Genomic DNA, 24,827 nt, shown 5'->3' on the forward strand with positions numbered 1-24,827 from the left:
CGGACGGATCATCCGGAGTTCCAGGCCACTCGCCGTTCATCGGTCGCACCGCACCCGGGCGACGACGACGCCGCCCGCAGTCGCGGTGGGTCACGGCAGGGAGAGCAGGACGTACGGGAAGCAGGACTCAGAGGGCCGACCCGGGCGCGCACCGCGCCCCCGGGTCGCCGGTACGGACGGTGGACGATGATCCGAGGCGGCACGCTCGTCGCGTACCTCGCCGTCATCGCCGCGACGTCGTTGCTCGCCGTGGCCGCCCGCCGGTTCCGTCCCACCGGACGGCTCCCCTCCCTGGACGGCTGGGCCCTGGCCGACCGCGGGCTCGGCACCGGATGGTCCTGGCTCCTCATCGGCGGCACCTTCTTCACCGCCTACTCCTTCACCGCCGTGCCCGGACTCGCCTACGGCAACGGTGCGACGGCCTTCTTCGCCGTCCCGTACACGATCATCGCCTGCCCCCTGGCCTTCGTCCTGCTGCCCCGCCTCTGGGAGGTCTGCGCCCGCAACGGGTACGTCACGGTCGCCGACTTCGTCCGCGGCCGCTACGGCTCCCCGCCCCTCGCCCTGGTCGTCGCCCTCACCGGCATCCTCGCGACCATGCCGTACCTGGCCCTGCAACTCCTGGGCATCCGCGCCGTGCTGGCCGCCGGAGGGGTCGACCCCGATGCGATCGCCGCGCACCTCGCGATGGTCGCCCTGTTCGCCGGGCTCGCCATCGCCACCTTCCGCTACGGACTGCGCGCGCCCACCGTCATCGCGGCCTTCAAGGGGGTCGCCGTCTTCACGGCCGTCATCGCCGCGGTCTGGGTCGTCCTCGACGACCTCGGCGGACCCGGCGCCGCCTTCGAGCAGGCCGCCCGCCGCATGGACCTCGGCGGCGCCGGCGACGCGGCACTGCTGCTCGCCCCGCACCAACAGGCCGCCTTCGCCTCGCTCGCCCTGGGGTCGGCCTTCGCCGTGCTGATGTACCCGCACATGCTCACCGCCGCGCTCGCCGCCCGCAGCCCCGGGACCCTGCGCCGCGTGACCGTCGCCCTCCCCGCCTGGACCGCGGTCCTCGCCCTGTTCGGCCTGCTCGGCATCGCCGCCGTCGCCGAACGGATCAGGACCACCGCGGGGGGCGCCGAGACCGCGGTGCCCCTGCTCGTGGACCGACTGATGTCACCGCCGGTCGCGGGGCTGGTCCTCGGCGCCATCACCGTCGGGGCGCTCGTCCCCGCCGCCGTGATGTCGGTCGCCGCGGCCACCTCGTTCGTCCGCAACGTGTACGTGGAGTACGTCCACCCCACCGCCACGCCCAAACGTCAGGTCCGCATCGCCCGGGTGATCTCCCTGATCGCCAAGCTCGGCGCCGTCGCCTTCGTGTTCGGGCTGCGCGACCAGGCCGCGGTCAACCTGCAACTCCTGGGCGGGGTCTGGATCATCCAGATCTTCCCCGCGGTCGCCATCGGTCTCTACACCAACTGGCTGCATCCGCGCGCCCTGCTCGCGGGCTGGGCGGTCGGCATGGCCGTCGGCACCCTCATGGTCGTGCGGGAGGGCTTCTCACCCGTCATGCCGCTGGGCCCCACCGGGCACACCTTGGAGGTCTACGCCGGTCTCGCGGCACTGCTGCTGAACCTCGCGGTCGCCGTGGCCGCCACCCCCGTCCTGCGGAGGTCCGGCGTCGCTCGCGGCGTCGACACCACCGCCCTACCACCAGGGCCGGCCTCCAGGCGCCGCCCGGGAACAGGAGCGAGCACATGAGACGGATGAGACGAGCCGGCCGCGCCCTCACCCTCGCCGACCGCGCACCCGTGACCGAGGCACCCACGGCCCCCGGCGGCCCGAACCCGGCGTCGCCCGCCACCACGGACCCCGGCTCCGCGGGCCCACCGGGCACGCCGCCGGTCGGCGAGGTCCCCGACCGGGAACGGGACGTCGCCCTCGCCGGACTGTTCGGCGAGCACTACACGTCGATGCTGCGGCTGGCCACCCTCCTCGGCGCCGACGACCCGGAGAACATCGTCGCGGAGGCCTACTACCAGCTCTACCGCAAGTGGCGCCGACTCCGACAGACCGACCGGGCGGAGGCCTACCTCCGCTCGGTGGTCTGCAATCTGACCAGGATGCGCATCCGACACCTCCAGACCATCCGCAAACACGTCGAGGCCCCCGCCCCCGTCAGGGAACAGGTCGCCTCGGCCGAGCACGACGCCCTGATCCAGGACGACCAGCGGGTGCTCATCGCCGCGGTGCGGGAACTGCCCACCCGTCAGCGCGAGGCACTGGTGCTGCGCCACTGGATGGGGTTGAAGGAGTCGGAGATAGCCGACGCCATGGGCATCTCGGCGGGATCGGTCAAGACCCACACGGCACGGGGGATCGCCGCCCTCACCAAGGCGATGGAGGCGCGCAGATGAGTGGCACAGACACCGAGCGCCGGCTGCGCGAGGCGTTGGAGGCCGTGGCGCGGGAGGTCCGTCCGGCCCCGGACGCCTACCGCACGGTGCGCGGCGAGTGGTTGCGCCGCGAGCGCCGGCGCCGGCTCGTGCTGGCCCTGCTGATCGCCGTGGTGTTCACCCTCGCCACCCTGGCGGGGCTCTGGGTGCTCAACCAGGCGCCCGCCACACCCGGTGTCATCTTCAACGACCATCGCACTCCCTCGTCGCACGCCCCGCCGGTGGCCCCGGGGAGCTGACCCGTCGGCGGCTGGTCAGCTCGCGCCGGCGCCGGCGCCGGCACCGTCGATCAGGGTGGCGAGCGCTCCGGCGAGTGCGTCGAGGCCCGGCCCCGGGGCCCCGCCCGGCTCCGCCATGTACTGGTCGCGACGGATCTCCACCATCAGCGCGCCCACCCGCGGGTCACGCCCGTAGAAGGCCAGCGGCACGTAGGTGCCCGCGAAGGGGCTGTCGAGACCGGTTCCGCCGAATCCGCCGAACGCCTCCCGGGCGAGCGAGGTGAGCCGCTTCGGGGTGTGGAAGGGGTCGGTGCCCAGACAGATCGGGGGCCGCTCGCCGGCGCCGTGCAGTTCGTAGGGCAGGGGCGCGGTCGGGTACGAGTGCACATCGATCACCACGGCCCGACCGGTGGCGGCGAGCCGGTCCGCCACCGCCTCCTGCACGGCCCGGGCGTACGGCAGGAAGTACCGTTCGACCAGCGGGCGGGGGTCGAACCCGGCGGCGCGCAGCGGCTCGCGGTGGGTGGTCCGGGTGTAGACGGCTCCCATCCCCACCGCCGCCATCTCCTCGCGTTCGTCGGGGAACCGTTCGGGGTCCACCACCAGCCGGGACAGACCGTTGACGAACCGCCAGGGGGTGACGGCGGCCGAGTCGGCGGCCCGGGCGGCGATCCGGGCCGTGTGCGCGTCCGTGATGTGGTCCAGCTCGCGCTCCAGCGCCGCGTCGTCCAGGACGATGCCCGCACGTGCGCGGTCCGGGACCACTCGGGAGGAGTGGGGGACGTGCAGGATCACGGGGGACTCGGGTGCGCCCGGATGCAAGCGGAAGGAGTCGACGCCGGAACTCGTGGGTGTACGGGGCATGCGACCAGCTTGGCACGGCCCGTGCCGGAGTCCGCGGGCGGCGGCACGGGCCCGGGCCGCCGCCGTCGCCATGGCGCGTTCCGAGCCTCGGCCGCGTGGCGCGGACGTGTCCTCCGGGCGGCGGACCCACCGCACGCGGTGCGCCGGTCGGACGGTGGGGCGACCGCTCCGACCCGCGAAGAGCTCCTCCGACAGGGGACCGGCGGAGACCGGGTGGCCGTGCCATACTGGCCAAATCGCAAGCCCGTACGCCCACTTCCGTTGGCTGGAACGCGTGTCCAGGCCGGCGCGGCGGCGCGGGGACCGGCGAGCCGTCCGGCCCATGTTCCTTGAGGAGGCACCCTCGTGTCCGACCGTGACTCGATGCGCGCGGCAGCGGAGATACGCGCGCGGATCGACACCACCAAGCCGCACTCGGCGCGCTTTTGGAACTACTTCGTGGGCGGCAAGGACAACTACGAGGTCGATCGCGAAATCGGCGACCACATCAAGGACATCTTCCCCGGTCTCGTCGACGTGGCGCGCAGCAGCCGCCAGTTCCTCGGACGCACCGTGCACCACCTCGCCGGAGAACGGGGCGTACGCCAGTTCCTCGACGTCGGCACGGGCCTGCCGACCGCCGACAACACCCACGAGGTGGCCCAACGCGTCGCTCCCGACGCCCGGATCGTCTACGTCGACAACGACCCCCTGGTGCTCACCCACGCCCGTGCGCTCCTCACCAGCACCGAAGAGGGCCGCACCGACTACCTCGACGCCGACCTCTACAAGCCGGCCGCCGTGCTGAAGGCCGCCGAGGAGACGCTGGACCTCAGCAAGCCCGTCGCGCTGATGATCCTCAACACCCTCGGTCACGTGGCCGACCACGCTCAGGCCCGCTCCCTGGTCGCCACCCTGATGGAGGGTCTGCCGTCGGGCAGCTACCTCGTCATCAGCGACAGCACCGCCACCAGCGAGGGCATGATCGCCGCCTCCGACGCGTACAACTCCAGCGGCGCCGTGCCCTACCACGTGCGCGCCGTGGACGAGATCACGGGCTTCTTCGACGGGCTGGAACTGCTGGAGCCCGGCATCGTCCCCGTGACCGAATGGCGGCCGGAGACCGTGGGCGCCGCGGTGCAGCGGGTCGACGCCTACGGCGGTGTCGGCCGCAAGCCCTGACGGTTCCCCCGCAGGTCCGAGCACGGGCCGTGCTCGGACCACGGAACGGAGGTCGGTCAGGCCGGGCGGCACGCGTTGCGCTGCCGCCCGATCCCCGAGACCTCCAACTCCACCACGTCGCCCGCACCGAGGTAGGGGAAGCGCCCGGACAGGGCGACCCCCTCCGGAGTGCCGGTGTTGACCAGGTCACCGGGCTCCAGCACCAGGTACTGCGACAGGTGGTGGACGATCTCGGCGACCGAGAAGATCATGTCGGCGGTCTTCGAGTCCTGGCGGGGCTCCCCGTTCACCCAGGACCGCAGCCGCAGGTCCTGCGGATCGCCCATCTCGTCGGGCGTCACCAGGACCGGGCCGAGCGGGTTGAAGGTGGCGCACGACTTGCCCTTGGACCACTGCCCGCCCGAGGCCTCCAACTGGAACGCCCGCTCGGACACGTCATTGCTCACGGTGAACCCGGCGAGGTGCGCGAGGGCCGCCTCGGGGGATTCCAGGTACGCGGCCCGACGGCCGATGACCACCGCGAGTTCCACCTCCCAGTCGGTCCGCTCCGAGCCCCGTGGGATCAGGACGTCGTCGTGGGGACCGACGACCGTGTTCGGCGACTTGTAGAAGAGGATCGGTTGCTCGGGCGGGGCGGACCCCGATTCGGCGGCGTGCGCCGCATAGTTCTGCCCGATGCACAGCACCGCCGACGGCCGGGCGATCGGCGCTCCGATGCGCAGGCCCGTGACGTCGACGGCGGGCAGCCGGTGCACGGCCGCGGACACCAGTGACGGGTCGTCCGTGAGCCGGGCGAGGAACGCCCCGTCGATGTCGTCGGTGAGCGGGGACAGGTCGTAGTGGTGGCCGTCGGCCCCGGCGAGTACCGGGCGCTCCTGGCCGGGTTCGCCGACGCGCATCAGACGCATGGGATTCTCCCGAGTGGGTGGGTGGGTGACGGATGACGAGCGGATGGTCAGTCGAGTCGGGCCAGGGCTTCGGGGCCCACCGCGTGCACCGGTGGCGCACCGTCCAACAGGCGCACGACCTCCTCGACGGCGCTCGACCCGAGGCGGAGCCGGCACTCGACGGTGCCCGCCGCCTGGTGCGGGGTCAACAGGACGTTCGGCAGGGTGCGCAGCGGATGGTGCACGGGCAGCGGCTCCGCGTCGAAGACGTCCACGGCCGCATCGAGGCGACCCGTGCGCACCTCCGCCAGGAGCGCGTCCTCGTCCACCAGCCAGGAGCGCGCCGTGTTCACCAACCCCGCCCCGTCCGGCATCCGCGCCAGTTCCCGGGCACCCAGCAGGTGCCGGGTCTCCTCGGTCGCGGGGGCGTGCACCGCCACGATCCTGCTGCGCTCCAACAAGGCGTCCAGGGGCAGCAGTTGCACGCCCAGCTCCTCCGCGGCGGCCGGCGACAGGTACGGGTCGGCGACCGCCACCCGGGCACCCAGGGCACGGGCCAGCGCGAGGTACGCGCGGCCGGTCCGCGAGGCGCCGATCACCCCGACCGCACTGCCGTGGATCTCGTGCCGGTCGGGTGCGCGCCCCGCGCTCTCCCAGTCCGCGCCGATGCGCAGGGCGTGGTCGAAACGGTGCACCCGGTGCAACAGGGCCAGGGTGAACGCGAGGGCCACCTCGGCCACGGGCCGGGCCATCGCGTCGCCCGCCTGGGTGACCCGCACCCCGCGCCGGAACACCTCCTCGGTGACGTACGGCGCGACCGCCGACCCGGTGTGCGCGACCAGCGCCAGCCGGTCCGCCACGTCCAGGAGTTCCGCGTCGACGCGGGGCGCGCCCCAGGCCGTGACCAGGGCGCGGGCCCCGGGCAGCGCGGCGGCCAACGCCTCCCGGTCGGTGTGCTCGTCGAGGACGGTCACCTCGGCGCGCTCGGTGAGCCGGGCCCAGGTCCCGGCCGCGAAGAACTGGACGCGCAGCCGCTGCGGCACGGCCACCACGACCCGGGGGCGGCCCGGGCGCGGATCAGCGGAGCCAGTCATCGAGGTGCTCCGCGACGAACGCGTCGTCGGTCAGCCAGGGGTACGCCGCCGCGACCCGGGTCAGCTCCTCGGCCTGCCCGGGCGACAGGACGGCCGAGGGGTCCAGGCACCAGGTGCCCGCCAGCAGTCCCTGGCGCCGCAGCACCTCGTGCACGCCCGCGAGGCACCCCCGGAAGCCGCCCCGCACGTCGAACACCGCCTGGTTGGCGTCGGTCAGCTCGGGCCGGCGGGTCAGGCACCGCACCACGGCCGCGTGGTCGCCCGTGCGGGCCAGCCGCACGTCCTCCAGCAGGGCCACGGCGGACCGGGTCCACACCGACCACTGGCCGAGCAGCCCGCCCGCGAACCAGCGGCGCCCGCCCGACGTGGCGTACGGGGTCAGGAGGTCGCCGATGATGTCGTCGTCGTTCCCGGTGTACAGGGCCACCTCGTCGGCCCGGTCGGCGGTGGCCACCGCGCGGATGACGTCCGCGGTGCGGTAGCGGTCGAAGGGCGCGATCTTCACGGCGGCCGTCGACGGCAGGTCGGTGAAGGCCGACCAGAACGCGGGGGAGAGGTACCGGCCGCCGACCGCCTCCTGGAGGTAGAAGCCGATCACGGGCAACACCTCGCCCACCGCACGCGCCCGGTGGATGAGGCCCTTCTCGTCGGCCCCGGGCACGGCCGGGCTCAGCAGCACCGCGTCGTAGCCGAGCGAGGCGGCGAGTTCCGCCTCGGCGACGGCCTGCGCGGTGTAGCCGCAGGCCCCGGCGACCTTCACGAACGGCCGTCCCGCCTCGGCGTCGACGGTTTCCGCGGCGAGCTCCAGCACGGGTCGCAGCAGTCCGACGCCGGGCTCACGGATCTCGAACTGGGTGGTGTGCACGGCCACGGCGACGCCACCGGCGCCGGCCGCGAGGTAGTAGCGGGTCAGCGCGCGCTGGCGCCGTTCGTCGAGGTCCGACCCGGCGGTGAGGGCGAGTGGATGGGCCGGGATCACCGTGCCGTGGGCGAGGACTTCCAGGGGGGTCATCAGGGCTGCTTCCGTGGGGGACGGGGCCCGGTCGGGCGGGGCCGGCCGGACGGCGTGGGTGTGCGGGGCGGTGGGGGTGTGCGGGGCGGTGGTGCGCGGGGTCGCGGCGGGGGACGTCAACGCCTCAGAACCTTCCGTCGCGGACCTGGAACTTGGTGGGCTTGCCCGACAACGGCAGTCCGCGGCGCAGCCAGTCGGCCTGCCATCCGACCAGGGTGCGCAACGGCACGTCGGGATATCCGAAGAGGGCGTGGCAGCGGCTCGCGTCCGACAACAGGGCCGTCCCGGACTCCTCCCCCTCGTACACCGCCGCGGTGTCGAACTCGGCGCCGAACCAGTCCGCGATCCGCCGGACCGGGGCCGTTTCGGGTCCGGTGAGGTTGAGGGTGAACGCCTCGCCGGCGGTGGCGTTCAGCAGGGAGCGCAGGGTCACCTCGTTGGCGTATCCCTGCCACACCACGTTCACCGCCGAGGTCCGCACGTCGACGGCCCCGCCCGTGCGGACCCGGACGGCGAGGTCGGCGAGGACTCCGTAGCGCAGGTCGACCGCGTAGTTGAGGCGGATCAGGGCCACCCGGGTGCCGCGGGTCAGGGCTGCGTGCCCGAAGATCCGCTCCCGCCCCAGACAGGACATCGCGTACTCGCCGACCGGCCCCACCGGATGCTCCTCGGTGCAGCCGCCGGAGGTCACCGGTACCAGCGGGTAGACGTTGCCGGTGGAGAAGGCGGCGATCCGGGCGGCCGGCCAGCGCCGCACCACCCGGTCGGGCAGCGCCGCGTTGACGGCCCAGGCGTGCGAGGGAGCCCCGGCCGAACCGAACTTGGCGCCGACCATGAACACGATGTTCGCCGCGTCCGGGAGGTCCGTGAGGTCGGCCGTCGGGTCCATCAGGTCGAAGGCCACGGTCCGTACCCCGTCGGCTGCCAGCTCCCGGGCGGCGGCCGGGTCGGACCAGCGCGACACCGCGTGGACCAGCGTGTCGGTGCGTCCGGCCGCGTCCAGTGCGCGGCGCGCCAGCCGGCAGAGGCTGGGGCCCATCTTGCCGCCCGCGCCGAGCACCAGCAGATCGCCGTCCAGTCGGGCGAGATCCGCGACGAGGGCGGGAGAAGGAGTGGCGAGGCGCTCTTCGAGCGCCGCCTCGTCGGTGAACATGGAGTGCTATCCCTTGATTCCGGACGCCGTGACGCCCTCGGTGAAGTAGCGCTGGCCCACCAGATAGGCGGCGAAGATGGGCACGAACGCGATGACGGAGCCCGACAGGACCACGTTGAGCGGCACGTTCTGCTGCTGGAGCGAGGCGATGCCGACGGTGAGGGTCCGCATGTCGGTGGACTGGCCGATGACCAGGGGCCACAGGAAGTCGTTCCAGTGCCACAGGAAGACGAAGACGCCGAGCGTGGCGAGGATCGGTTTGAGCAGCGGCAACACGATCCGTCGGAAGATCTGCCACTCGTTGCAGCCGTCCAGGCGCGCCGCCTCGAACAGCTCGTCGGGCAGCCCCTTGATGAACTGCCGCATCAGGAAGACCGCCTGTGCGTTGGCGAGGGTCGGCACGATCAGACCCCAGTACGTGTCGACCCCGCCCAGCTTCGCGATCATCGCGAAGGTGGGGATCATCGTCACGTGGTACGGGACCATCACCATCGACAGGAACGACCAGAACATGGCCTCCCGCCCGGGGAACCGCTTCTTCGCGAAGGCGTATCCCGCGAGCGAGGCCAGCAGCAGGGTGCCGACGACCGACACCAGCGAGTAGACGAGGGTGTTGAAGACCCAACGCGGCACGTCCTGCGCACGGAACACGCTGTCGTACGCCTCGCCGGTCAACGGCCAGGGCAGCAGACTGCCGGGGAACTCGACGGCGGCGGACGGCTTCAGGGACAGCACGACCATCGCGTAGAACGGGAAGACGGTGACGATCGCCGCGAGTCCCAGCAGGAGCGCACGGCCGATCCGACCGCCCCGCGTTCCGCGCATCGCGTGCGGAACGGAGTCGCGCTCGGCCTCCCGGCGCAACCGGCGTTGGCTGCGGCGGTCGGGTTTCGCCCCGCTGCGCCCGGTCGGCTCTCCGGCCCCGGTGGAGGGGGACTCGACCGGTGTGGTGGTCGTGGTCATGGTCACTGGTCCTTCCCGATCACGAGCCGCTGCACGAAGGCGACCACCAGGGTCAGCACGAACAGCGCGACACCGATGGTGGCCGCGTAGCCCAGGTCGAAGTACTTGAAGCCCGCGTCGTAGAGCTGGAAGACGAGCGTGTAGCTGGCGTTCGCCGGGCCGCCGCCCGTCATGGTGTAGACGGCGTCGAACACTTGGAACGACGCGGTCGTCTCGATCACCGCGAGGAAGAACAGGGTCGGCTTCAGCTGGGGCAGCACGATGTACCGGAACCGCTGCCAGGGCCCCGCTCCGTCGGTGAGCGCGGCCTCCTCCAACTCCCGGGGGATGTCCTGCATCCGGGCCAGCAGGATGAGCATGCCGTAGCCGAAGCGGGACCAGACGCCGACGAGCGCCAGGGCCGGGATGACGAGGACGTCGTCCGACAGCCAGGAGCCCTCGGAGAAGCCCAGCCATCCCATGAGCGTCGACCACGGGCCACCGGTGGAGAAGATCCACACGAACACGGTCGCGGCGAGCACCAGTGAGGTGACCACCGGGAGGAAGAACACCGACCGGAAGACCTTGGACCCGCAAAAGGCCCGCCGGGTCAGCAGCGACAGCGCCACCGAGATCAGCAACGTGCCGGGCACCGCGATGGCCGTGTACATGACGGTCACCTGGAGGGCCTGCCAGAACAGCGGGTCGTCCCACAGTCGGGAGAAGTTGTCGAGGCCGATGAACTGACCGCCGCCGGTCAGGGAGTAGTCGGTGAAGCTCATCAGCACGCCGGCGACACCCGGACCGAACCGGAAGGCCAGGAAGAGCAGGAAGCAGGGGAGGACGAACAGCAGGCCGATCCGGGCCTCGCGGCGCGCCAGCGGCCCGCTGAGACGGCCCCGACGGGCGCGTTCCGCGACGACTGCCACGGTGATTCTCCTTGCGGTGCGGGGGAGGGAGGTCTGAGGGCGGGGCCGGGCGGCCCGCGGTACGGGTCCCGGCCGGTGGAGACTCAAGAGAGGCGGGGCGGGGCCGGGGGCGGCGGCTCGCGCCCCCGGCCGCCCCGCTCGGGCGGATCAGCGGGCGAGCATCGCGTCCGCCGCCTTGGCCGCCGCGTCCAGCGCTTCCCGGGGGCTCTTCTTGCCGAGCAGGGCCGCCTGGATCTCCGGCGCCAACACGCCCATCACCTCACGGGACTTGTCGTGCAGCGGTCCCGCCGTCATGGTCGGCAGGGTGTCGCCCACCGCCTTCTGGAGCGCATCGCCCGGGTACAGGTCGCCGCCCGACTTCCGGGCCGGGAAGTACCCGGACTCCTTCTCCAGACCGGCCGCGTTCTTCGCCTCGGCCACGAAGGAGATCCAGTCGCCGGCGACCTCCTTGTTGGCGCCCTTCAGCATCGACAGGGCACCGACGGTGCCGTAGCCGACGGACTCGGCGTCCTTGAGCGGCGGTTGGACGACGATGTTCTCCTTGCCCCAGAAGGGCTCCACATCGGCCGCCACGTTCTGCCAGGTACAGGCCACCTTGCCCTTCGCGACGGGTGTCTGCTCCAACTTCGGCGTGGTCGTCACCAGGTCCTTGTCGGTGTGGCCGCCGTCCACCAGGTCCTTGAGGTACGTCAGCGCCTTGACCCCGGCGTCCTCGTTGAACGCGGTCTTCTTGCCGTCGTCGGCGAACACGTCGCCGCCGGCCTGCCACAGCAGCGGGTAGAACGTCATGTTGAGGGTCTGCTGGGTGTCGCCGCTGTAACTGGTGGCGTAGTAGCCCTTCTCCTTCAGCTTCGGTGCCAGGCCCTCCAGATCGGCCCAGGTCTGCGGGTACGCGCTCTCCCCGATCGCTTCGAACACCCGCTTGTCGCAGATCAGGGGGTTGGCGCTGGTCAGCACCGGGGTGCCGAGCGGCTTGCCGTCCACGGTCACGGAGGTGAGGGCGAAGTCCGTGTAGTCGGACTTGGCGTCGGCCGGCATGTACTCGTCGGCCGGGACGATGCTCTTGGCGTACTTCGGCAGCTGGTCGGGGACCAGGTACACCACGTCCGGGCCCTTGCCGGAGGCGATGGCGGTGGCGAGCGCGGTGTCCCGGTTGGCCCACGGGAAGGTCTCCACCTTCACCGAGACGCCGGAGTGCGCCTTCTCGAACTCCTTGACCAGACCGTCCCAGTACGCCTTGTTCTTCGCCTCGTCGAAGATCACCGGGTACGTCCACATCGTGACGGACTTGTCGCCGCTGCCGCCGCTCCCCCCGCCGCAGGCGGTGAGCAGGGCCGTGGCCAGGGCGGTGGACACCACCGGCACGGCGGCGGCCCGGAGTCTGCCGCGACGGGCGGAGGTGCGGACGGTAGAGGAGCGTGACATGAGGGTGCCTCCGAAGGCTGCGAGTCGTGGGTGTGGAGCGGGGAGGGATCAGGGAAGGAGCGCCGGGGGTGTCGGGGGGTGTCGGACGAAGCGGGGGAGCGAGGGGGAGCGGTGGTCCCGGTCAGCCCGCGGGCACGGTCTGCACGGTCCGCGAGTGCCGGGCCCGTTCCGCGGCGAAGGCCGCGAGGTGACTGCCGAGCGAGGCCGTCGTACCCGAACGGACGGCCCCCGGATCGCCGGTGGCCACGGCCCGGACGAACGCCTCGACCAGCGCCGGATCACCGCCCCCGTGCCCGTCCGCCGCGTTCGAGCCGCTCCCGCCCAGCTCGTGCGTCACCGTGTCGCCGGTCCTGAAGTCCTGGACGGTCACCCGCTCGCCGTCCCCCCGCAACCAGCCGTGCGAACCGAAGATCCTGGTCTGCCGGTGCGTCTGTTCGGTGAACGCCACCATCTGGAAGGTGGCCGTCACCCCGCCCGACAGCCGCATGGCCAGCACCTGGTGGTCGACCACGTCGTTGTCCGACCGGTACGCGCACACCCCGTACGGGCCCTCGCGCAGGGCCCGGAGCAGCCCCGCCTCGTCGGTCGCCTCCGTCACATGGGTGACCGGCCACACCGCGCCCTTCTCGCGCAGCGTCGGCAGGTACAGCTTCAACGCGCTGTACGGGCAACCGGCTTCCACCGCGCAGTCGAGGCACCGTTCGGCCGACCCGGCCGGTGCGTTCTGCGGCCGGAAGTGCGCGAGCCCCCCGAAACTCGCCACCTCCTCGATCCGGCCGTCCAGGACGTAACTGATCCAGTCGAGGTCGTGGCAGGACTTGGCGAGCAGCATCGGCGAGGAGCGCTTCTCGCTGCGCCAGGGGCCGCGTACGTAGCTGTGCGCGTAGTGCCACCAGCCGACCGGCTCCAGGTGGTCCAGGGACACCAACTGGCCGAGCACCCCGGAGTCCACGACCCGCTTCACCAGGTCCGTGTACGGCTGGTAGCGCATCACATGACAGACGGCGAACAACACCCCCGCCTCCCGCACCCCCTCGACCAGGGTCCGGGTCTCCTCCTCGGTCGGCGCCAGGGGCTTCTCGGCGAGGATCGCGTACCCGGCCCGGGCCAGCGCGAGCACCGGCTCGACGTGTTCGCGGTCCTGGGTGGCGACGATCACGGCGTCCGCGATCCGCTGTTCCGCCAGCGGACGCCAGTCGTCGAACTCGACCGGCGCACCGGCCGCGGCGCGCGCCGCCGGACGGGGGTCGGCGACCGCGACGAGCTGCGCCCGCTCGGGGTTCGCCTTGATCCACTCGGTGTAGGTGAGGCCGCGGTTTCCGGCGCCCACGAGGGCGACGCGCACCGGTCGGCCGGTGATCGGGGTATGCGTGGACACGGGGGTTCCCTGGTTCGCTGGGACGGTGGGGCGGGCGCCGGGCGGGCCGCGCGGTTCAGGGGCGCAGATTGCCCGTGCCGTGGGACACCGCGGGGCCCTCGTCGGGCAGCGCGGTGCGTTCCGTGCCGTCCTCGACGCACCCGGTGTGCAGCAGGTGGCCGCCGTCGCCGAAGGCGCCCGGGCGCAGTTCGAGCCGTCCACCGGTGAAGGCGCAGCCGTGCGCGCGGTACCGGTTGACCCCGTCGGTGAGCTGGACGTGGGCGGTGCCGTCCGGGGCGGTGGACTCGACGCCGCTGAGCCGCCAGGTGACGGTGCGGTCGGCACCCGCGCGGGACAACAACGCGCCGTCCTTGGTGGTGCCGGTCAGCCGGGCGCCGTCGATCCGTAGCGTCTGGTCCCCGGCTCCGGTCAACCGGATCCCGGTGTCGGTGAGGCGTCCGCCCTCGACGTGCACCTCGGAGTGCGCGTACGTGGCGGGCGCGGCGTCCGGTGCGCCGGTCAGCTCGCAGTGGTCCAGGGTGAGCCGTCCGGTGCCCTTGAACGCGGCGCCGCCGATCCCGGTGAGGGTCACCCGCTCCAGGGTCAGGGGCGTCGTCACCTCGGCCCGGGTGACCTCGGCGCCCGGGCCGAGGGCGAAGGACGAGTCCGCGATGACGTTCGGCCGCGCGGACCGCCGGGACGCCTGGGAGACGATCAGCGGACCGCTGGCGGTGCACCCGCGCAGCTGCACGCCGTCCGCGTTCACCCACAGCATTCCCGAACCGGCGAGGGACTTCTTGCCGATGACGGTCACGTCCTCCAGGGTCAGGTCGGTGACCTTGACCCGGGCCACGAACCAGGAACAGGAGTGGCGCCGTACGGTGATCCGCTTGGCCGCTCCGCCCCAGGCCGACCCGGAGTTGGCGAAGGTCATCAGCCCCGAGTTGCCGGTGTAGACGAGGTCGTGCTCGTACTGGCCGTGGGTGACGAACGGCCCCTGGTCGTCGCCGTCGCCGTGACAGTTGGTGACGTAGCAGTAGGCCGAGGCCGTGAAGTCGTTGAGGTGGCGGGCGTTGGACACATGACAGTCCGTCACATGTCCGTACAGGCAGTAGATCTGCTGGGTGAGGTACCCGGCACCGCCGTACGTGACGGACTTCGGGTTGGTGAGCGAGCAGCGTTCGGTGCGGAAGTGGGTGCACCAGCGGCGCATCACGACCGGCCAGAAGGTGCCCGTCGCCTCGATCCCGGAGACGTCGCAGCGCACCGCGTACTCGTAGGAGACGGGATGGGTACCGGTGTACTGGTCGTCGCCCGCGCCTTCGAAGACCAGGTTGCGGACGTGGGCGCGGTCCACCGGTTCGACGCGGGTCCAACTGAGGGTGCGCCCCGCCGCGAGGTCCCAGCCGATCTGGTAGTTCACCCGGATGCGGGAGCCGTCGACGACCTGCGTCACCTGCACCAGCCGTTGGACTTCGCGCTCCCACCGTCCGGCGAGGGCGTTGACCTCGACGGCCCACCACTGTCCGACGGCGAAGCGGCCGGAGTCGCCGACCTCGAAGACGTCGGAGAGGTCGGGCATCGCGGCGGTCAGCTGGTGGCTGTGCGTGTCGTCGGTGGTCCGGCCGCGGAAGGCGAGGGTGGCGCCGAAGGGGTTGTCGTGGGTGTTCTTCTCGGTGCCCCGGGTGTGCAGGCGGTTGCCGTGGAAGTCCAGTTCGATGTGGGAGCGGGTGAAGGTGTGGCGCCGCTGGAGCAGCAGGGGGGTGTGGGCTTCGACGCGGTGGACGGCGGGGTCCTCGACCATGGCGTCGAGCGCGTCGTCGGCCGGCTTGTCGGCGTCGAAGTGGCCGAAGGTGCGGAAGTCGAGGACGCCGGTGTGGAGTTGCAGCCAGCGGCCCGCGCCGGGGCGCCTGGTGGCGGGGGCGATGACGGTGCCGCCGTTGTGGGGAGCGGTCGACCCGTCGTCCCAGCGGGCCGCGAAGGTCCCTCCGTCACCCGCCCGGTGGTACCCCGCGACGACGACCACGGCGTCGGCGCGCAGGGACCTGGGGGACAGGGCGCGGAGTTCCGCGACGGTGGGGACGTGCAGGGTGGCGTCCTTGGCGGACTTGGCCTGGGCGGGGGCGGTGGCGGTTGCCGTGCCCGCGACGGCCAGGCCGGCTATGCCGGAGGCGCGCAGCAGGTTGCGGCGTGCGGTGCTCGGGTGGTGCGGAACGCTCATCGCGGACTTCGCCTTCCGGGGAATGCCGGGGAACCGGACGGAAAGGGAGCGTTCCTGCGGGTGGACTGCCGATACGGCGGATGGCTCGAAGAGAGCGCCCTCTGGAGGGTGAACAGAGGGGTTCCCGGGCGGGAGGGCAGGGCCCGGGAGGGGATTCGTGCGGAGATGCGGGGCCGGTGACGGGGAACGTCCCGGCGGATGGCAGGAACGTACGTGCCGGTTCGACGGGAGGTCAAGGGGTCGTTCACGACGAATTTCCGCCCGGGCGAAATCGGTGGGAGCGCAGCGGTACCGGGGCGGAACGGTCAGGGAGGGCACGGCACGGTCCGGGTGCGGCGCGGTGCGGCGCGGCGCGGACGCCCCCGCTTTCCCGGTGTCACCGATCGCGCGGCCGGGGCACCGTGCACTGGGGGCGTGGGGGCGTGGGGGCGTGAGGGGGAGCGGGGTGTGCGCGGGCCGGCCGGTTGTGCGGCCGGTCGGTCAGGTCAGGGGTGCGCGGGCGGGTCGGCCGGCCGATCCGCCCGGCCCGTGTCGTCGTCCTGGTCCGGCGCGGCCCACCCCAGTGCCGTACTGATCTGCTCGGCGGCGTCCCGCACCTGTCCGCCCAGCTCCTGGTAGCGCCAGGCGGGAAGTCCGAGCTTCAGTCCCGTGATGCTGATCGCCCCCACGCACGTGCCGTGGTCGTCGCGGACGGGTGCGCCGATGCAGAGGATGCCCTCGGCGTCCTCCTCGTCGTCGAGCGCGTAGCCGACCCGTGCGATGTCCCGTAGGTGCGCGAGGAACGTCGCGGGGTCCGTGATGGTGCGGGGGGTGCGGCGGGGCAGTCCATGTCGTTCGATCACGGCGGCGGCCTCGGCCGGCGGCACCGCGGACAGCAGGGCCTTGCCGAGGCCGGTGCAGTGGGGGAGCTCGCGCTGCCCCATCCGCAGGTCGAGCCGGACCCGGTGGTCCAGCTCGACCTGGTCGACCACCACCGCGTGTCCGTCCTCCGGCACGGCGAGTCGGGAGGCCATGCCGGTCAGCCGGGTCAACTCCCGCAGTACGGGGTGGGCGACCCCCCGGAGGGAGACCTGGGCGCGGGCCCGGTCGCCGAGGCGGGCGAGTCCCATGCCGAGCCGGTACCGCCGGTTCATGCCCTCGCCGTCGTCGGAGACGAGGCCGTACGCGCGCAGGGTCTGGAGGGTGCCGAAGGCCGCGCTCTTGGAGATGCCGCAGAGCTGCGCCACCTCCGTGACGCTCAGCCCGTTGCCCGGCGCGGGGGTGGCGAGGACTTCCAGGAGATCGGCGGCCCTGGCGACGCTCTTCACCCAGTACTTCGGCTCGTCCGGACCAGCTCTGTTCGTCATGACCGAACAGCTTAGCCGTAGTGCAGGGGTTCATGGGGGCGAAAGGTCTTGACCGAGGGGAGTGGCGGCCGTAACCTTCAGGAACTGTTCTGCATCACAGAACGGTGTTCTGAAAATTCACCGCACCATCTCATCCGATCTGCACGGCAAGTCGTACAGATCGCATAGATCGCACAGATCCACCGAACGAACCGACCCACTTCCTGCGGCGACTGCCGGGCGGATGGCGCCGGGGTGCGGAGGCCGGGCAGGGCCTGCGCACCCGACGACTCTCGACGCAAGGAGCAAGCACCATGAGTTCAGGCCCGGACACCACCTCCGGAGCCCGGATCGCCGAGCGCGCCCGCAAGGTCGTGCCCGGCGGCGTGAACAGCGGCCAGCGCAGCGTTCCCGGACTGGCCGACCTCGTCGTCACCGCGACCTCGGGCGCCCGGTTCCGGGACGCCGACGGCCGCGAGTACACGGACTTCCACGCCGCTTTCGGTCCCCCGCTGCTCGGCCACAACGACCCCGACGTGGCCCGGGCCACCGCCGAGGCCGGCGCCCGCATCGGCCATCTGGGCGTCGGGGTGACGGAGGGCGAGGTCCAACTCGCCGAACAACTCACCGAGCTGATCCCCTCCGTGGAGAAGGTCCTCCTCACCAGCACCGGCAGCGAGGCCACCTTCCACGCGCTACGGGTCTCCCGCGCCGCCACCGGACGCCGCCTGATCGTCAAGTTCCAGGGCTGCTACCACGGGTGGCACGACTCGGTCAGCCTCAACGTCATCTCCGCACCCGAGATGGTCGGCCGTCACGACCCGATCTCCACCGGCATCCTCCCCGAGGTGCTGGACGCCACCCTGGTGCTGCCGTTCAACGACAGCGAGGCCGTCCGCCGCGCCTTCGCCGAACACGGTCACGACATCGCCGCAGTCATCGTGGAACCCGTTCCGCACAACGTCGGCACCCTCCTGCCGTACCCGGAGTTCCTCACCACCCTGCGCGAGGAGACCGCCAGAGCGGGCAGCGTCCTCGTCTTCGACGAGGTGATCACCGGCTTCCGCCACGCGCTCGGCGGCTGGCAGTCGATCAGCGGGGTCACCCCCGACCTCACCACCCTCGGCAAGGCCATCGCCAACGGCGCCCCCGTCGGAGCCATCGGCGGGCGTGCCGACCTCATGGACCTGTTCTCCACCCGCCCCGGTGCCCCCGCCTTCTTCGCCGGCACCTACAACGGCCACCCCTCCGTGGTCGCCGCGGCCCTCGCCACCCTGCACAAGCTCCGTACGGAACCCGTCCACGACCACGTCCACCGCCTCGGCGAGCGGGTCCGGACCGGGCTGAGGGGCGTGTACCAGCGGCTCGACGTGCCCGCCGTCGTCACCGGCCACGGCTCCGTCTTCGTCACCTACTTCATGCCGGGCGACGCTCCGCGCACCTACGACGACCTCCTCGCCAACGACGCGACCCTCTTCGTCGGCTACCGCCGTCGCCTCCTCGACCACGGACTGTTCGAACTCCCGCTCAACCTCAAGCGCAGCCACCTCAGCTATGCGCACACCGATGCGGACGTCGACCGGTTGCTCGAAGGCACCGAGGCCGCCGTACGGGCCGTCCTCGCCGACGGGGGCGCCCGCGACCTGGAGAACGCCTCCACCATGGGCGGGGCGGTCCGCTGATGCTCACCGTCAACACCTCCCGCCCCGCCGGCCCCGCCGGACGGATCAGCCGCGTCGAGACCCTGATGCTCGGCACCGCCTGGCGCGACTTCGGTTACGTCCGCGTCCACACCGACGAGGGACTGTCGGGCATCGGCGAGATCACCCACCCGTACCGCGGCGCCGAGGTCTGCGCCCTCACCGAATCCCTCGCCCGCCGCCATCTGATCGGTGCCGACCCCTTCGACGTCGAGGAGATCTGGCTCCGGCTCTACCAGGGCGACTTCCTGCGCGGCGGAGACATGGGCGGCATCGCCCTGTCCGGCCTCGACCAGGCCATGTACGACCTCATGGGCAAGGCCCTCGGGGTGCCCGCCTACCGGCTCACCGGGGGCGCCTGCCGGGACCGGGTCCGGGTCTACGCCAACGGCTGGTACAACGGCGAACGCGACCCGGACGTCTTCGCCGCCAAGGCCCGGGCCACCGTCGCCAAGGGCTTCACCGCCCTCAAGTTCGACCCCTTCGGCCCCGGCCTGCACGAGCTGGAACGCGCCGAACTGCGCCGCTCCCTGGACCTCGTCGCCGCCGTGCGCGAGGCGATCGGCCCGGAGGTCGACCTCTTCGTCGAGGGCCACGCCCGCTTCGCTATGCCCACCGCGAGCCGACTGGTCCACGCCCTCGAACCCTTCGACATCGGCTGGTTCGAGGAACCGATGCCGTGGACCCACATCGAGCGGTACGCCGAACTGCGTCAGCGGGCCGCCTTCCCGATCTCCGGCGGCGAGCACTTCCACAACCGCTACGAGTACAAACAACTCTTCGCCACCGCGGCCGTCGACATCATCCAGCCCGACCTGTCGATGGCGGGCGGGTTCACCGAGGTCCGCAAGATCGCCGCCATCGCCGACGCCCACGGCATGCTCGTCGCCCCGCACAACTCCAACTCGCCGCTGTGCACCACCGCGTCCGTCCACGCGGCCCTCGGCATCCCCAACCTCAAGATCCTGGAGACCTTCGACGGTCTGCTGGAGGACCACGTCTTCCACGCACTCAAGGGCACCCTCCCCCTCGTGGACGGGCACATCGGTCTCCCGACCGCGCCCGGCCTCGGCGTCGAACTCGTGGACGAGGTCTTCGCGGAACACCCGCCGACCCACCGGTTCTGGAACATGTTCGAAGACGGCTGGGAGAAGAGGAACCGCACATGACGGAACCAGCAGCACCCGCCCCCATCGGGCCGCGGCCGTCGACGCGGAGGCGGCCGTCATGATCACCGACGTCCACTCCCACCTGTTCCGGCACCACCACGACATCGGCGACCCGTTCGCCTCCGACTCCGCCCGGGCGCACGCCGGCGAGGTGGACCTGACGGTCGACTGGGAGGAGTACGCCGCCACCGCCCCCGAGGACACCCGCACCGTCGTCGTCGGCGGCAAGGCCCGCCGCAGCGGCCTCTGGGTGGACGACGCGGCCGTCGCCGCCTACACCGCCGCCCACCCCGACCGACTCATCGGCTACCTCTCGATCGACCCCACCCAACCCGGATGGCAGGACGAACTCCGGTACGGGCACCAGGAACTCGGACTGCGCGGCATCAAACTCATGCCGATGTACGCCGGGTTCGACCCCGCCGACCCGGCGTACGACGAGCTCTACACCTATGCGCAGCGGCACGCACTGCCGCTGCTCGTCCACACGGGGACCACCTTCGTGTCGGCGGCGCCGCTGGAGTACGCGATGCCGCGCCACCTCGACGCGGTCGCCATCCGCCACCCCGAACTCCGCATGGTCCTCGCCCACCTCGGCCACCCCTTCGAAGGCGAGTGCATCGCGGTCATCCGCAAGCACCCGCACGTCTACGCGGACGTCAGCGCGCTGCACTACCGCCCCTTCCAGCTCTGGCACAGCCTGCGGCTCGTCCAGGACTACGGGGTCTGGGACAAGCTGCTGTTCGGCAGCGACTACCCGTTCACCACCGTGGACGACTCCGTCGCCGGGCTCCGGGCCGTGGCGGACGTCCCCGGCATCCCCGGCCTGCCGCCCCTCGACAAGGACGAGGTGGAGAAACTGATCCACCGCGATGCGCTGCCCCTGCTCGGCCTCACCGACTGACCGCGGCCCCGGCTCCCCATCGCGTACCCGTCACGCACCCGCCGGGAACCGACCGCGCGAACGCCCGGGGGGAGTGCGCACTCCGCGCCCCCCGGGCCCGCCCGGACTCCCGTCCGGGTGCCCCGCTTCCCACCGAGGAACGAACCCATGCACCGATTCAGCCTCGCGGGCCGCACCGCCCTGGTCACCGGGGCCGCCCGGGGCCTGGGCCGCGCCTTCGCCGTCGGACTCGCCGAAGCGGGCGCCGACCTCGTCCTGGTCGACCTCCCGGGCGCCCCGGGCCTCGCGGAGACCGAGGCGGCGGTCCAGGCCCTCGGCCGCCGTACCCACACCTACGCCCAGGACCTCGCCCGCACCGAGGAACTGGCCACGCTCGCCGACCGCATCCGCACCGACCTCGACCGCACCCCGGACGTCCTCGTCAACAACGCGGGAACCGCCGCCCTCGAACGCTTCAACACCATCACCCCCGCATCCTGGCAGCAGATCATGCGGGTCAACGTCGACGCCGTGTTCTTCCTGTCCCAGCGGATCGCCGAGCACATGATCGCGGACGGCGTCAGGGGCCGCATCATCACCGTCACCTCCAAGAACGCGCTGGTCGCCGAGGCCGGGCTCGCCCACTACAACGCCTCCAAGGCCGCCGCCCAACTCCTCACCGAGACCCTCGCCGTGGAACTCGCCCCGCACGGCATCACCGCCAACACGCTCGCCCCCGGCATGGTCGACACCCCCATCGACGGGGAGTTCCCGTTCGACCGGGAAGCGTTCGAGTCCGCGTACCGCGAACGCATCCCCCTCGGTCGTTACGCCGACCCCGACGAATGCGTCGGCGCGCTCCTCCTGCTCGCCTCCGACGCGGGTGCCTACCTCACCGGAAGCCGGCTCGTCGTGGACGGCGGCGTCCTCGCCGACCAGATGCCCCGCACCCGCTTCATGCCGCCCTACCGCAGCGCCCTCCCCCCGGGCGGTGCCCGCTCCGAGGACGTCCGCCCGTGATCCGCACCGCTCGCCCCGGCGACGGGGCGGCCCTGCACGCCCTGTGGGCCGTCTGCTTCCCCACCGCCCGCCACCTCCCCGCGCTGCACGCCCTCGACCCGGGCCGCCACCACCGCACCTTCGTCGCCGCACGCACCGACGGCACCCTCGACGCGGTCGTCGTGTACGTTCCCCGCACCCTGCGCGACGCGACCGGCACAGCCCAACGCGTCGGAGGCATCGGCTCCGTCGCCACCCGTCCCGAGGCCCGGGGACGGGGACTGGTCGGGGAACTGCTGGCCCGTGCGGTCGACACCATGGCGGCGGAGGGCTGCGCCTGGTCCCTGCTGTTCACCGGCACGCCGGGGGTCTACCGGGGCTCCGGCTGGCGGGAGTTCCACCGCCCCCGCACCGAGGGCGCACTCCCGGCACGGAACGGGCGAAACCGCGAGGGCACCGGGCGGTACCGGGTGCGCTCCGCGCTCCCCGCCGACGCCCCGGCGGTGATCCGACTCCAGTCGGCCCACAACGCGGCCCGGCCGTTGAGCGCCGTCCGTGACGCCGACGACTGGCGGGTACGGGTACCCGCCTGGTACGGGCCGGACTGCTGGTCGCTGCTGGCCGAGCGCCGTCGGGGCGGCCCGCCGAGCGGTTGGCTCGTCGCCCGTCCGGTGGGCCCGGATCGCGTGGACGTCCTGGAGACGGCACGCGAACCCGCAGAGCCGGACGTGCTCACCGACCTGTACGCGGAACTCGCGCTCCGGGCCCGGACCGCCGGGCGCACCAGGGTCCGGCTCTTCCCGCCCCCGTGCGCCGCGTCCCGGCGGGCCGCGCCGCTCCTGATCGCCGCCGGCACCGCCGTCGAGGCAGTGGACCCCACCGGCATGGCCCGCCCGCTGACGCAGGCCCCGGACCGCGTCGGGCGCACCCTCACCGCACCCGGTGCGGTCCACTGGTACGGCGACTCCTTCTGATCGGGCCGCTCGGCCGAACGCACCCCGCGACGCGCGCTCCGCCCACCCGTTCGGCGGGCCCGGAGGTGCGGATCGCCCCGACGGCTCCTTGACTGGCCGAGGGCGGGGAGCGATCACGGCACGGGAGGCGGCAGGTGAACGGGCACTTCGGACGGGGAGTGGTGAGCGTCGCTCTGGTGGCGGGACTCGCCGCCACCGGCACCGGTTGCTCCGACAGCGGTGGTTCGCCGTCGGGCACGGTCTCCAAGGCGGCCTCCGCCGCGGCCTCCGCGGGAGCCGGCCTCGCCTCCCAGGCCGCCGAGGCCGCTGCCTCGGCCTCCGCAGCGGCCGAACGGAAGATCGACGAGGTCACCGACGGCGTCGACGCCCGGGACGAGGTGAAGCTCTCCGGCCAGGCCACCGACGGGGACGGCCGCACCACGGTCGAGGTCACCGCCCACAACACCGCCGACAGCACCAAGTCCTTCGTCGTCCAGGTCACGTTCCAGGACTCCGCCGGGAACCTCGTCGACGCCGTCGCCGTGACCGTGTCCGACGTGCCCGCCGCAGGGACCAAGAAGGCGGTGGCGCGGAGCACCCACCAGCTGTCCGGAACCATCCGCACCAAGGTCGACCGGGCCCTGCGCTACTGACCGACCGCGGCTCACAGCGGGGTGTACGCACCTCCGTTCACCTGGAGCACCTGCCCGGTGACGTGCCGCGCGGCGGTCGAGGCGAGGAAGAGCACCGCGCCGGCGATGTCCTTGGGAGTCCCCGCCCGGCCGGTGGACGTCGCGGCGACCAGAGCGTCCTGACGTTCCCCGGTGAGGCGGTCGCGGAAGAACTCGGTGGTGGCGACGTAACCCGGTGCGACGACATTGGCGGTGACGCCCCGCCGGCCCAGCGCCTTCGCCAGGTCGAGGTTCCAGGCGATGAGTCCGGCCTTGGCCGCCCCGTAGGAGCCGGCGCCCTGACCCGCTGCGATCGACCCGATCTGGATGACGCTGCCGCCTGCGACGAGCCGCTCCTCCAGGGCCTTCGTGGTCAGCGCGGCGCTGACGAGGTTGGCGTCCAGATTGGCCCGGAAGTCACGGGCGTACGCGGCGAGCCCGCCGGCGCCGTCCGCGTCGAAGTCGGTGTTGCCGCCGGCATTGTTGACCAGTACGTCAACGGTGCCGGTGCCGGGGAGCAGGCCCACCAGGTGTTCGACCGCCGCGGGGTCGGTGTGGTCGCAGACCAGGGCCCGTGCGCCGGTCTCCTCGGCCAGTGCACGGATCGGCCCCGTACGGCGACCGGTGACGACCACGTCGTCCCCCAGGGCGGCGAACTGCCGGGCGATCGCTCGTCCGATGCCCGTGCCACCGCCGGTGACCAGGACGGTGCGTGCCATATGCTGTCCTTCCACTGTTCGTTCAGGTCTAAATTCAGGTCTAAATATAAGATGGGGGAGGGGTGCTGTGGCAAGCGAGGGCACCGGAGCCGAACGGGACGCGCAGGGGACCGCAGACCATGCGGACCGGGACGTGCCCCCGAACGGAGCCGCGGAGCGGGGCCGGGGCGCCGCCACCGTCGAGGAGATCTCCGCCGCCTGGGCCCGCGAACTGCCCGGCGTGCCGGTCGCGCCGATCGGGATCGTCACCCCGGTGTGGCAGCTCGCCAAGCTGTTCGGGGACGACCGCCGCCGGATCCTCGCCCGCGCCGAGGTGGACGCTGCCACGCTCGACCTGCTCAGCGTCCTGCGCCGGGGCGGCCTGCCCTACACCCTGAGCACCCGCGAACTGGCCCGTCGCTCCCTGGTCACCGCCGGAGCCGTCTCCCAGCGGGTGGCCCGCGCGGAACGCGAGGGACTGGTCACCCGGCGGTCCGGGGCCGGCCGACCCCGGACCGTCGACGTCACCCTGACCGAAGCCGGTCACCGGGTCGTCGAAGCGACCGTCGGCCATGTGCTGCACCGCGAGGCGGAACTCGTCGGCGGCCTCACCACGGCCCAGCAGGAACAACTGGCGCAGCTGCTCGGTGCCCTGCTCCGCACGGTGCAGCGGGACCTCGGCGACGACCGGATCAGCCAGGTCGGACTGGACTGACCCGCCGCCC

At 72.5% G+C, this 24,827-nt stretch carries 23 protein-coding genes; 11 read left to right on the forward strand and 12 right to left on the reverse strand.

Annotated elements, in window-relative coordinates; genetic code table 11:
* Positions 1-186 precede the first annotated feature (186 nt).
* Genes ACFV88_RS31860 through ACFV88_RS31870 form a run of 3 tightly spaced genes read left to right on the forward strand, consistent with a single transcriptional unit; the run spans position 187 to position 2,680 of the window.
* Positions 187-1,746: a sodium:solute symporter gene (locus ACFV88_RS31860; RefSeq protein WP_385495576.1), complete on the forward strand. Its 1,560-nt coding sequence runs from the start codon at positions 187-189 to the stop codon at positions 1,744-1,746.
* The gene (locus tag ACFV88_RS31865) at positions 1,743-2,402 is read left to right on the forward strand and encodes an RNA polymerase sigma factor (protein ID WP_385495577.1); all 660 of its coding nucleotides are present in this window, start codon (positions 1,743-1,745) and stop codon (positions 2,400-2,402) included. Before ACFV88_RS31860 ends, ACFV88_RS31865 begins: the two co-directional genes overlap by 4 nt.
* On the forward strand, positions 2,399-2,680 hold the full coding sequence (locus tag ACFV88_RS31870) for a hypothetical protein (RefSeq protein ID WP_385495578.1): 282 nt from the start codon (positions 2,399-2,401) through the stop codon (positions 2,678-2,680). The genes ACFV88_RS31865 and ACFV88_RS31870 overlap by 4 nt, the downstream gene beginning before the upstream one ends.
* Before the next feature lie 15 nt (positions 2,681-2,695).
* Here ACFV88_RS31870 and ACFV88_RS31875 read toward each other — a convergent pair whose 3' ends face one another.
* Positions 2,696-3,523, reverse strand: coding sequence for an N-formylglutamate amidohydrolase (locus ACFV88_RS31875; protein ID WP_385495579.1), 828 nt, complete (start codon positions 3,521-3,523; stop codon positions 2,696-2,698).
* Between the two features lie 363 nt (positions 3,524-3,886).
* Here ACFV88_RS31875 and ACFV88_RS31880 point away from each other — a divergent pair, with 363 nt between their 5' ends.
* The gene (locus tag ACFV88_RS31880) at positions 3,887-4,684 is read left to right on the forward strand and encodes an SAM-dependent methyltransferase (protein WP_385495628.1); all 798 of its coding nucleotides are present in this window, start codon (positions 3,887-3,889) and stop codon (positions 4,682-4,684) included.
* Between the two features lie 56 nt (positions 4,685-4,740).
* Here the strand turns inward: ACFV88_RS31880 and ACFV88_RS31885 are convergent, their stop codons facing one another.
* The 10 genes from ACFV88_RS31885 to ACFV88_RS31930 form a co-directional block, all read right to left on the reverse strand.
* Entirely contained in the window at positions 4,741-5,592 is an 852-nt protein-coding gene (locus tag ACFV88_RS31885) for a fumarylacetoacetate hydrolase family protein (protein WP_385495580.1), read from the reverse strand.
* A 47-nt stretch (positions 5,593-5,639) separates the two neighbouring features.
* A complete protein-coding gene (locus ACFV88_RS31890; RefSeq protein WP_385495581.1) occupies positions 5,640-6,665 on the reverse strand; it encodes a hydroxyacid dehydrogenase in 1,026 nt (341 codons plus the stop codon).
* Positions 6,649-7,677 (reverse strand): dihydrodipicolinate synthase family protein, encoded by a 1,029-nt coding sequence (locus tag ACFV88_RS31895; RefSeq protein WP_385495629.1) that lies wholly within the window; start codon positions 7,675-7,677, stop codon positions 6,649-6,651. Before ACFV88_RS31895 ends, ACFV88_RS31890 begins: the two co-directional genes overlap by 17 nt.
* 124 nt (positions 7,678-7,801) lie before the next feature.
* The gene (locus ACFV88_RS31900) at positions 7,802-8,830 is read right to left on the reverse strand and encodes an NAD-dependent epimerase/dehydratase family protein (protein ID WP_385495582.1); all 1,029 of its coding nucleotides are present in this window, start codon (positions 8,828-8,830) and stop codon (positions 7,802-7,804) included.
* 6 nt (positions 8,831-8,836) lie between these two features.
* On the reverse strand, positions 8,837-9,793 hold the full coding sequence (locus ACFV88_RS31905; RefSeq protein ID WP_385495583.1) for a carbohydrate ABC transporter permease: 957 nt from the start codon (positions 9,791-9,793) through the stop codon (positions 8,837-8,839).
* 2 nt (positions 9,794-9,795) lie between these two features.
* Entirely contained in the window at positions 9,796-10,701 is a 906-nt protein-coding gene (locus ACFV88_RS31910) for a carbohydrate ABC transporter permease (RefSeq protein ID WP_385495584.1), read from the reverse strand.
* Positions 10,702-10,848: 147 nt separating this feature from the next.
* Positions 10,849-12,126, reverse strand: coding sequence for an extracellular solute-binding protein (locus ACFV88_RS31915; protein WP_385495585.1), 1,278 nt, complete (start codon positions 12,124-12,126; stop codon positions 10,849-10,851).
* A 121-nt stretch (positions 12,127-12,247) separates the two neighbouring features.
* A complete protein-coding gene (locus tag ACFV88_RS31920; RefSeq protein WP_385495586.1) occupies positions 12,248-13,504 on the reverse strand; it encodes a Gfo/Idh/MocA family protein in 1,257 nt (418 codons plus the stop codon).
* A gap of 55 nt (positions 13,505-13,559) precedes the next feature.
* Positions 13,560-15,704, reverse strand: coding sequence for a peptidase C14 (locus ACFV88_RS31925; protein ID WP_385495587.1), 2,145 nt, complete (start codon positions 15,702-15,704; stop codon positions 13,560-13,562).
* A 485-nt stretch (positions 15,705-16,189) separates the two neighbouring features.
* Positions 16,190-17,050, reverse strand: a complete 861-nt coding sequence (locus ACFV88_RS31930; protein ID WP_385495588.1) for an IclR family transcriptional regulator — start codon at positions 17,048-17,050, stop codon at positions 16,190-16,192.
* A gap of 293 nt (positions 17,051-17,343) precedes the next feature.
* Between ACFV88_RS31930 and ACFV88_RS31935 the strand changes: the two genes are divergently transcribed.
* The 6 genes from ACFV88_RS31935 to ACFV88_RS31960 all read left to right on the forward strand — a co-directional run bounded on the left by ACFV88_RS31935 (position 17,344) and on the right by ACFV88_RS31960 (position 23,386).
* Complete coding sequence (locus ACFV88_RS31935; RefSeq protein WP_385495589.1) at positions 17,344-18,711, forward strand: aspartate aminotransferase family protein; 1,368 nt, start codon at positions 17,344-17,346, stop codon at positions 18,709-18,711.
* Positions 18,711-19,898 carry a mandelate racemase/muconate lactonizing enzyme family protein gene (locus ACFV88_RS31940; protein ID WP_385495590.1) on the forward strand — a complete coding sequence of 396 codons (1,188 nt, stop codon included), beginning with the start codon at positions 18,711-18,713 and terminating at the stop codon, positions 19,896-19,898. Before ACFV88_RS31935 ends, ACFV88_RS31940 begins: the two co-directional genes overlap by 1 nt.
* Before the next feature lie 58 nt (positions 19,899-19,956).
* On the forward strand, positions 19,957-20,802 hold the full coding sequence (locus ACFV88_RS31945) for an amidohydrolase family protein (RefSeq protein ID WP_385495591.1): 846 nt from the start codon (positions 19,957-19,959) through the stop codon (positions 20,800-20,802).
* 147 nt (positions 20,803-20,949) lie between these two features.
* A complete protein-coding gene (locus ACFV88_RS31950) occupies positions 20,950-21,801 on the forward strand; it encodes an SDR family NAD(P)-dependent oxidoreductase (RefSeq protein ID WP_385495592.1) in 852 nt (283 codons plus the stop codon).
* Positions 21,798-22,754, forward strand: a complete 957-nt coding sequence (locus tag ACFV88_RS31955; RefSeq protein ID WP_385495593.1) for a GNAT family N-acetyltransferase — start codon at positions 21,798-21,800, stop codon at positions 22,752-22,754. Before ACFV88_RS31950 ends, ACFV88_RS31955 begins: the two co-directional genes overlap by 4 nt.
* A gap of 161 nt (positions 22,755-22,915) precedes the next feature.
* Positions 22,916-23,386, forward strand: a complete 471-nt coding sequence (locus ACFV88_RS31960; RefSeq protein WP_385495594.1) for an FxLYD domain-containing protein — start codon at positions 22,916-22,918, stop codon at positions 23,384-23,386.
* A gap of 11 nt (positions 23,387-23,397) precedes the next feature.
* On the opposite strand, the gene ACFV88_RS31965 is transcribed toward ACFV88_RS31960, so the two are convergent.
* Positions 23,398-24,123, reverse strand: coding sequence for an SDR family NAD(P)-dependent oxidoreductase (locus tag ACFV88_RS31965; protein WP_385495595.1), 726 nt, complete (start codon positions 24,121-24,123; stop codon positions 23,398-23,400).
* 133 nt (positions 24,124-24,256) lie between these two features.
* Here ACFV88_RS31965 and ACFV88_RS31970 point away from each other — a divergent pair, with 133 nt between their 5' ends.
* Positions 24,257-24,817, forward strand: a complete 561-nt coding sequence (locus tag ACFV88_RS31970) for a MarR family winged helix-turn-helix transcriptional regulator (protein WP_385495630.1) — start codon at positions 24,257-24,259, stop codon at positions 24,815-24,817.
* Positions 24,818-24,827 lie beyond the last annotated feature (10 nt).

It is taken from the genome of Streptomyces sp. NPDC059816, from assembly GCF_042732055.1.
GTDB lineage: Bacteria > Actinomycetota > Actinomycetes > Streptomycetales > Streptomycetaceae > Streptomyces.

Excerpts from the sequence above, each read along its gene's own strand:
- ACFV88_RS31925 (WP_385495587.1), bottom strand. The coding sequence starts at position 15,704 with ATGAGCGTTCCGCACCACCCGAGCACCGCACGCCGCAACCTGCTGCGC.
- ACFV88_RS31880 (WP_385495628.1), top strand. The coding sequence starts at position 3,887 with ATGCGCGCGGCAGCGGAGATACGCGCGCGGATCGACACCACCAAGCCG.
- ACFV88_RS31945 (WP_385495591.1), top strand. The coding sequence starts at position 19,957 with ATGATCACCGACGTCCACTCCCACCTGTTCCGGCACCACCACGACATC.
- ACFV88_RS31935 (WP_385495589.1), top strand. The coding sequence starts at position 17,344 with ATGAGTTCAGGCCCGGACACCACCTCCGGAGCCCGGATCGCCGAGCGC.
- ACFV88_RS31930 (WP_385495588.1), bottom strand. The coding sequence starts at position 17,050 with ATGACGAACAGAGCTGGTCCGGACGAGCCGAAGTACTGGGTGAAGAGC.
- ACFV88_RS31865 (WP_385495577.1), top strand. The coding sequence starts at position 1,743 with ATGAGACGGATGAGACGAGCCGGCCGCGCCCTCACCCTCGCCGACCGC.
- ACFV88_RS31965 (WP_385495595.1), bottom strand. The coding sequence starts at position 24,123 with ATGGCACGCACCGTCCTGGTCACCGGCGGTGGCACGGGCATCGGACGA.
- ACFV88_RS31900 (WP_385495582.1), bottom strand. The coding sequence starts at position 8,830 with ATGTTCACCGACGAGGCGGCGCTCGAAGAGCGCCTCGCCACTCCTTCT.
- ACFV88_RS31895 (WP_385495629.1), bottom strand. The coding sequence starts at position 7,677 with ATGACCCCCCTGGAAGTCCTCGCCCACGGCACGGTGATCCCGGCCCAT.
- ACFV88_RS31890 (WP_385495581.1), bottom strand. The coding sequence starts at position 6,665 with ATGACTGGCTCCGCTGATCCGCGCCCGGGCCGCCCCCGGGTCGTGGTG.
- ACFV88_RS31860 (WP_385495576.1), top strand. The coding sequence starts at position 187 with ATGATCCGAGGCGGCACGCTCGTCGCGTACCTCGCCGTCATCGCCGCG.
- ACFV88_RS31870 (WP_385495578.1), top strand. The coding sequence starts at position 2,399 with ATGAGTGGCACAGACACCGAGCGCCGGCTGCGCGAGGCGTTGGAGGCC.
- ACFV88_RS31950 (WP_385495592.1), top strand. The coding sequence starts at position 20,950 with ATGCACCGATTCAGCCTCGCGGGCCGCACCGCCCTGGTCACCGGGGCC.
- ACFV88_RS31915 (WP_385495585.1), bottom strand. The coding sequence starts at position 12,126 with ATGTCACGCTCCTCTACCGTCCGCACCTCCGCCCGTCGCGGCAGACTC.
- ACFV88_RS31905 (WP_385495583.1), bottom strand. The coding sequence starts at position 9,793 with ATGACCACGACCACCACACCGGTCGAGTCCCCCTCCACCGGGGCCGGA.
- ACFV88_RS31885 (WP_385495580.1), bottom strand. The coding sequence starts at position 5,592 with ATGCGTCTGATGCGCGTCGGCGAACCCGGCCAGGAGCGCCCGGTACTC.
- ACFV88_RS31875 (WP_385495579.1), bottom strand. The coding sequence starts at position 3,523 with ATGCCCCGTACACCCACGAGTTCCGGCGTCGACTCCTTCCGCTTGCAT.
- ACFV88_RS31940 (WP_385495590.1), top strand. The coding sequence starts at position 18,711 with ATGCTCACCGTCAACACCTCCCGCCCCGCCGGCCCCGCCGGACGGATC.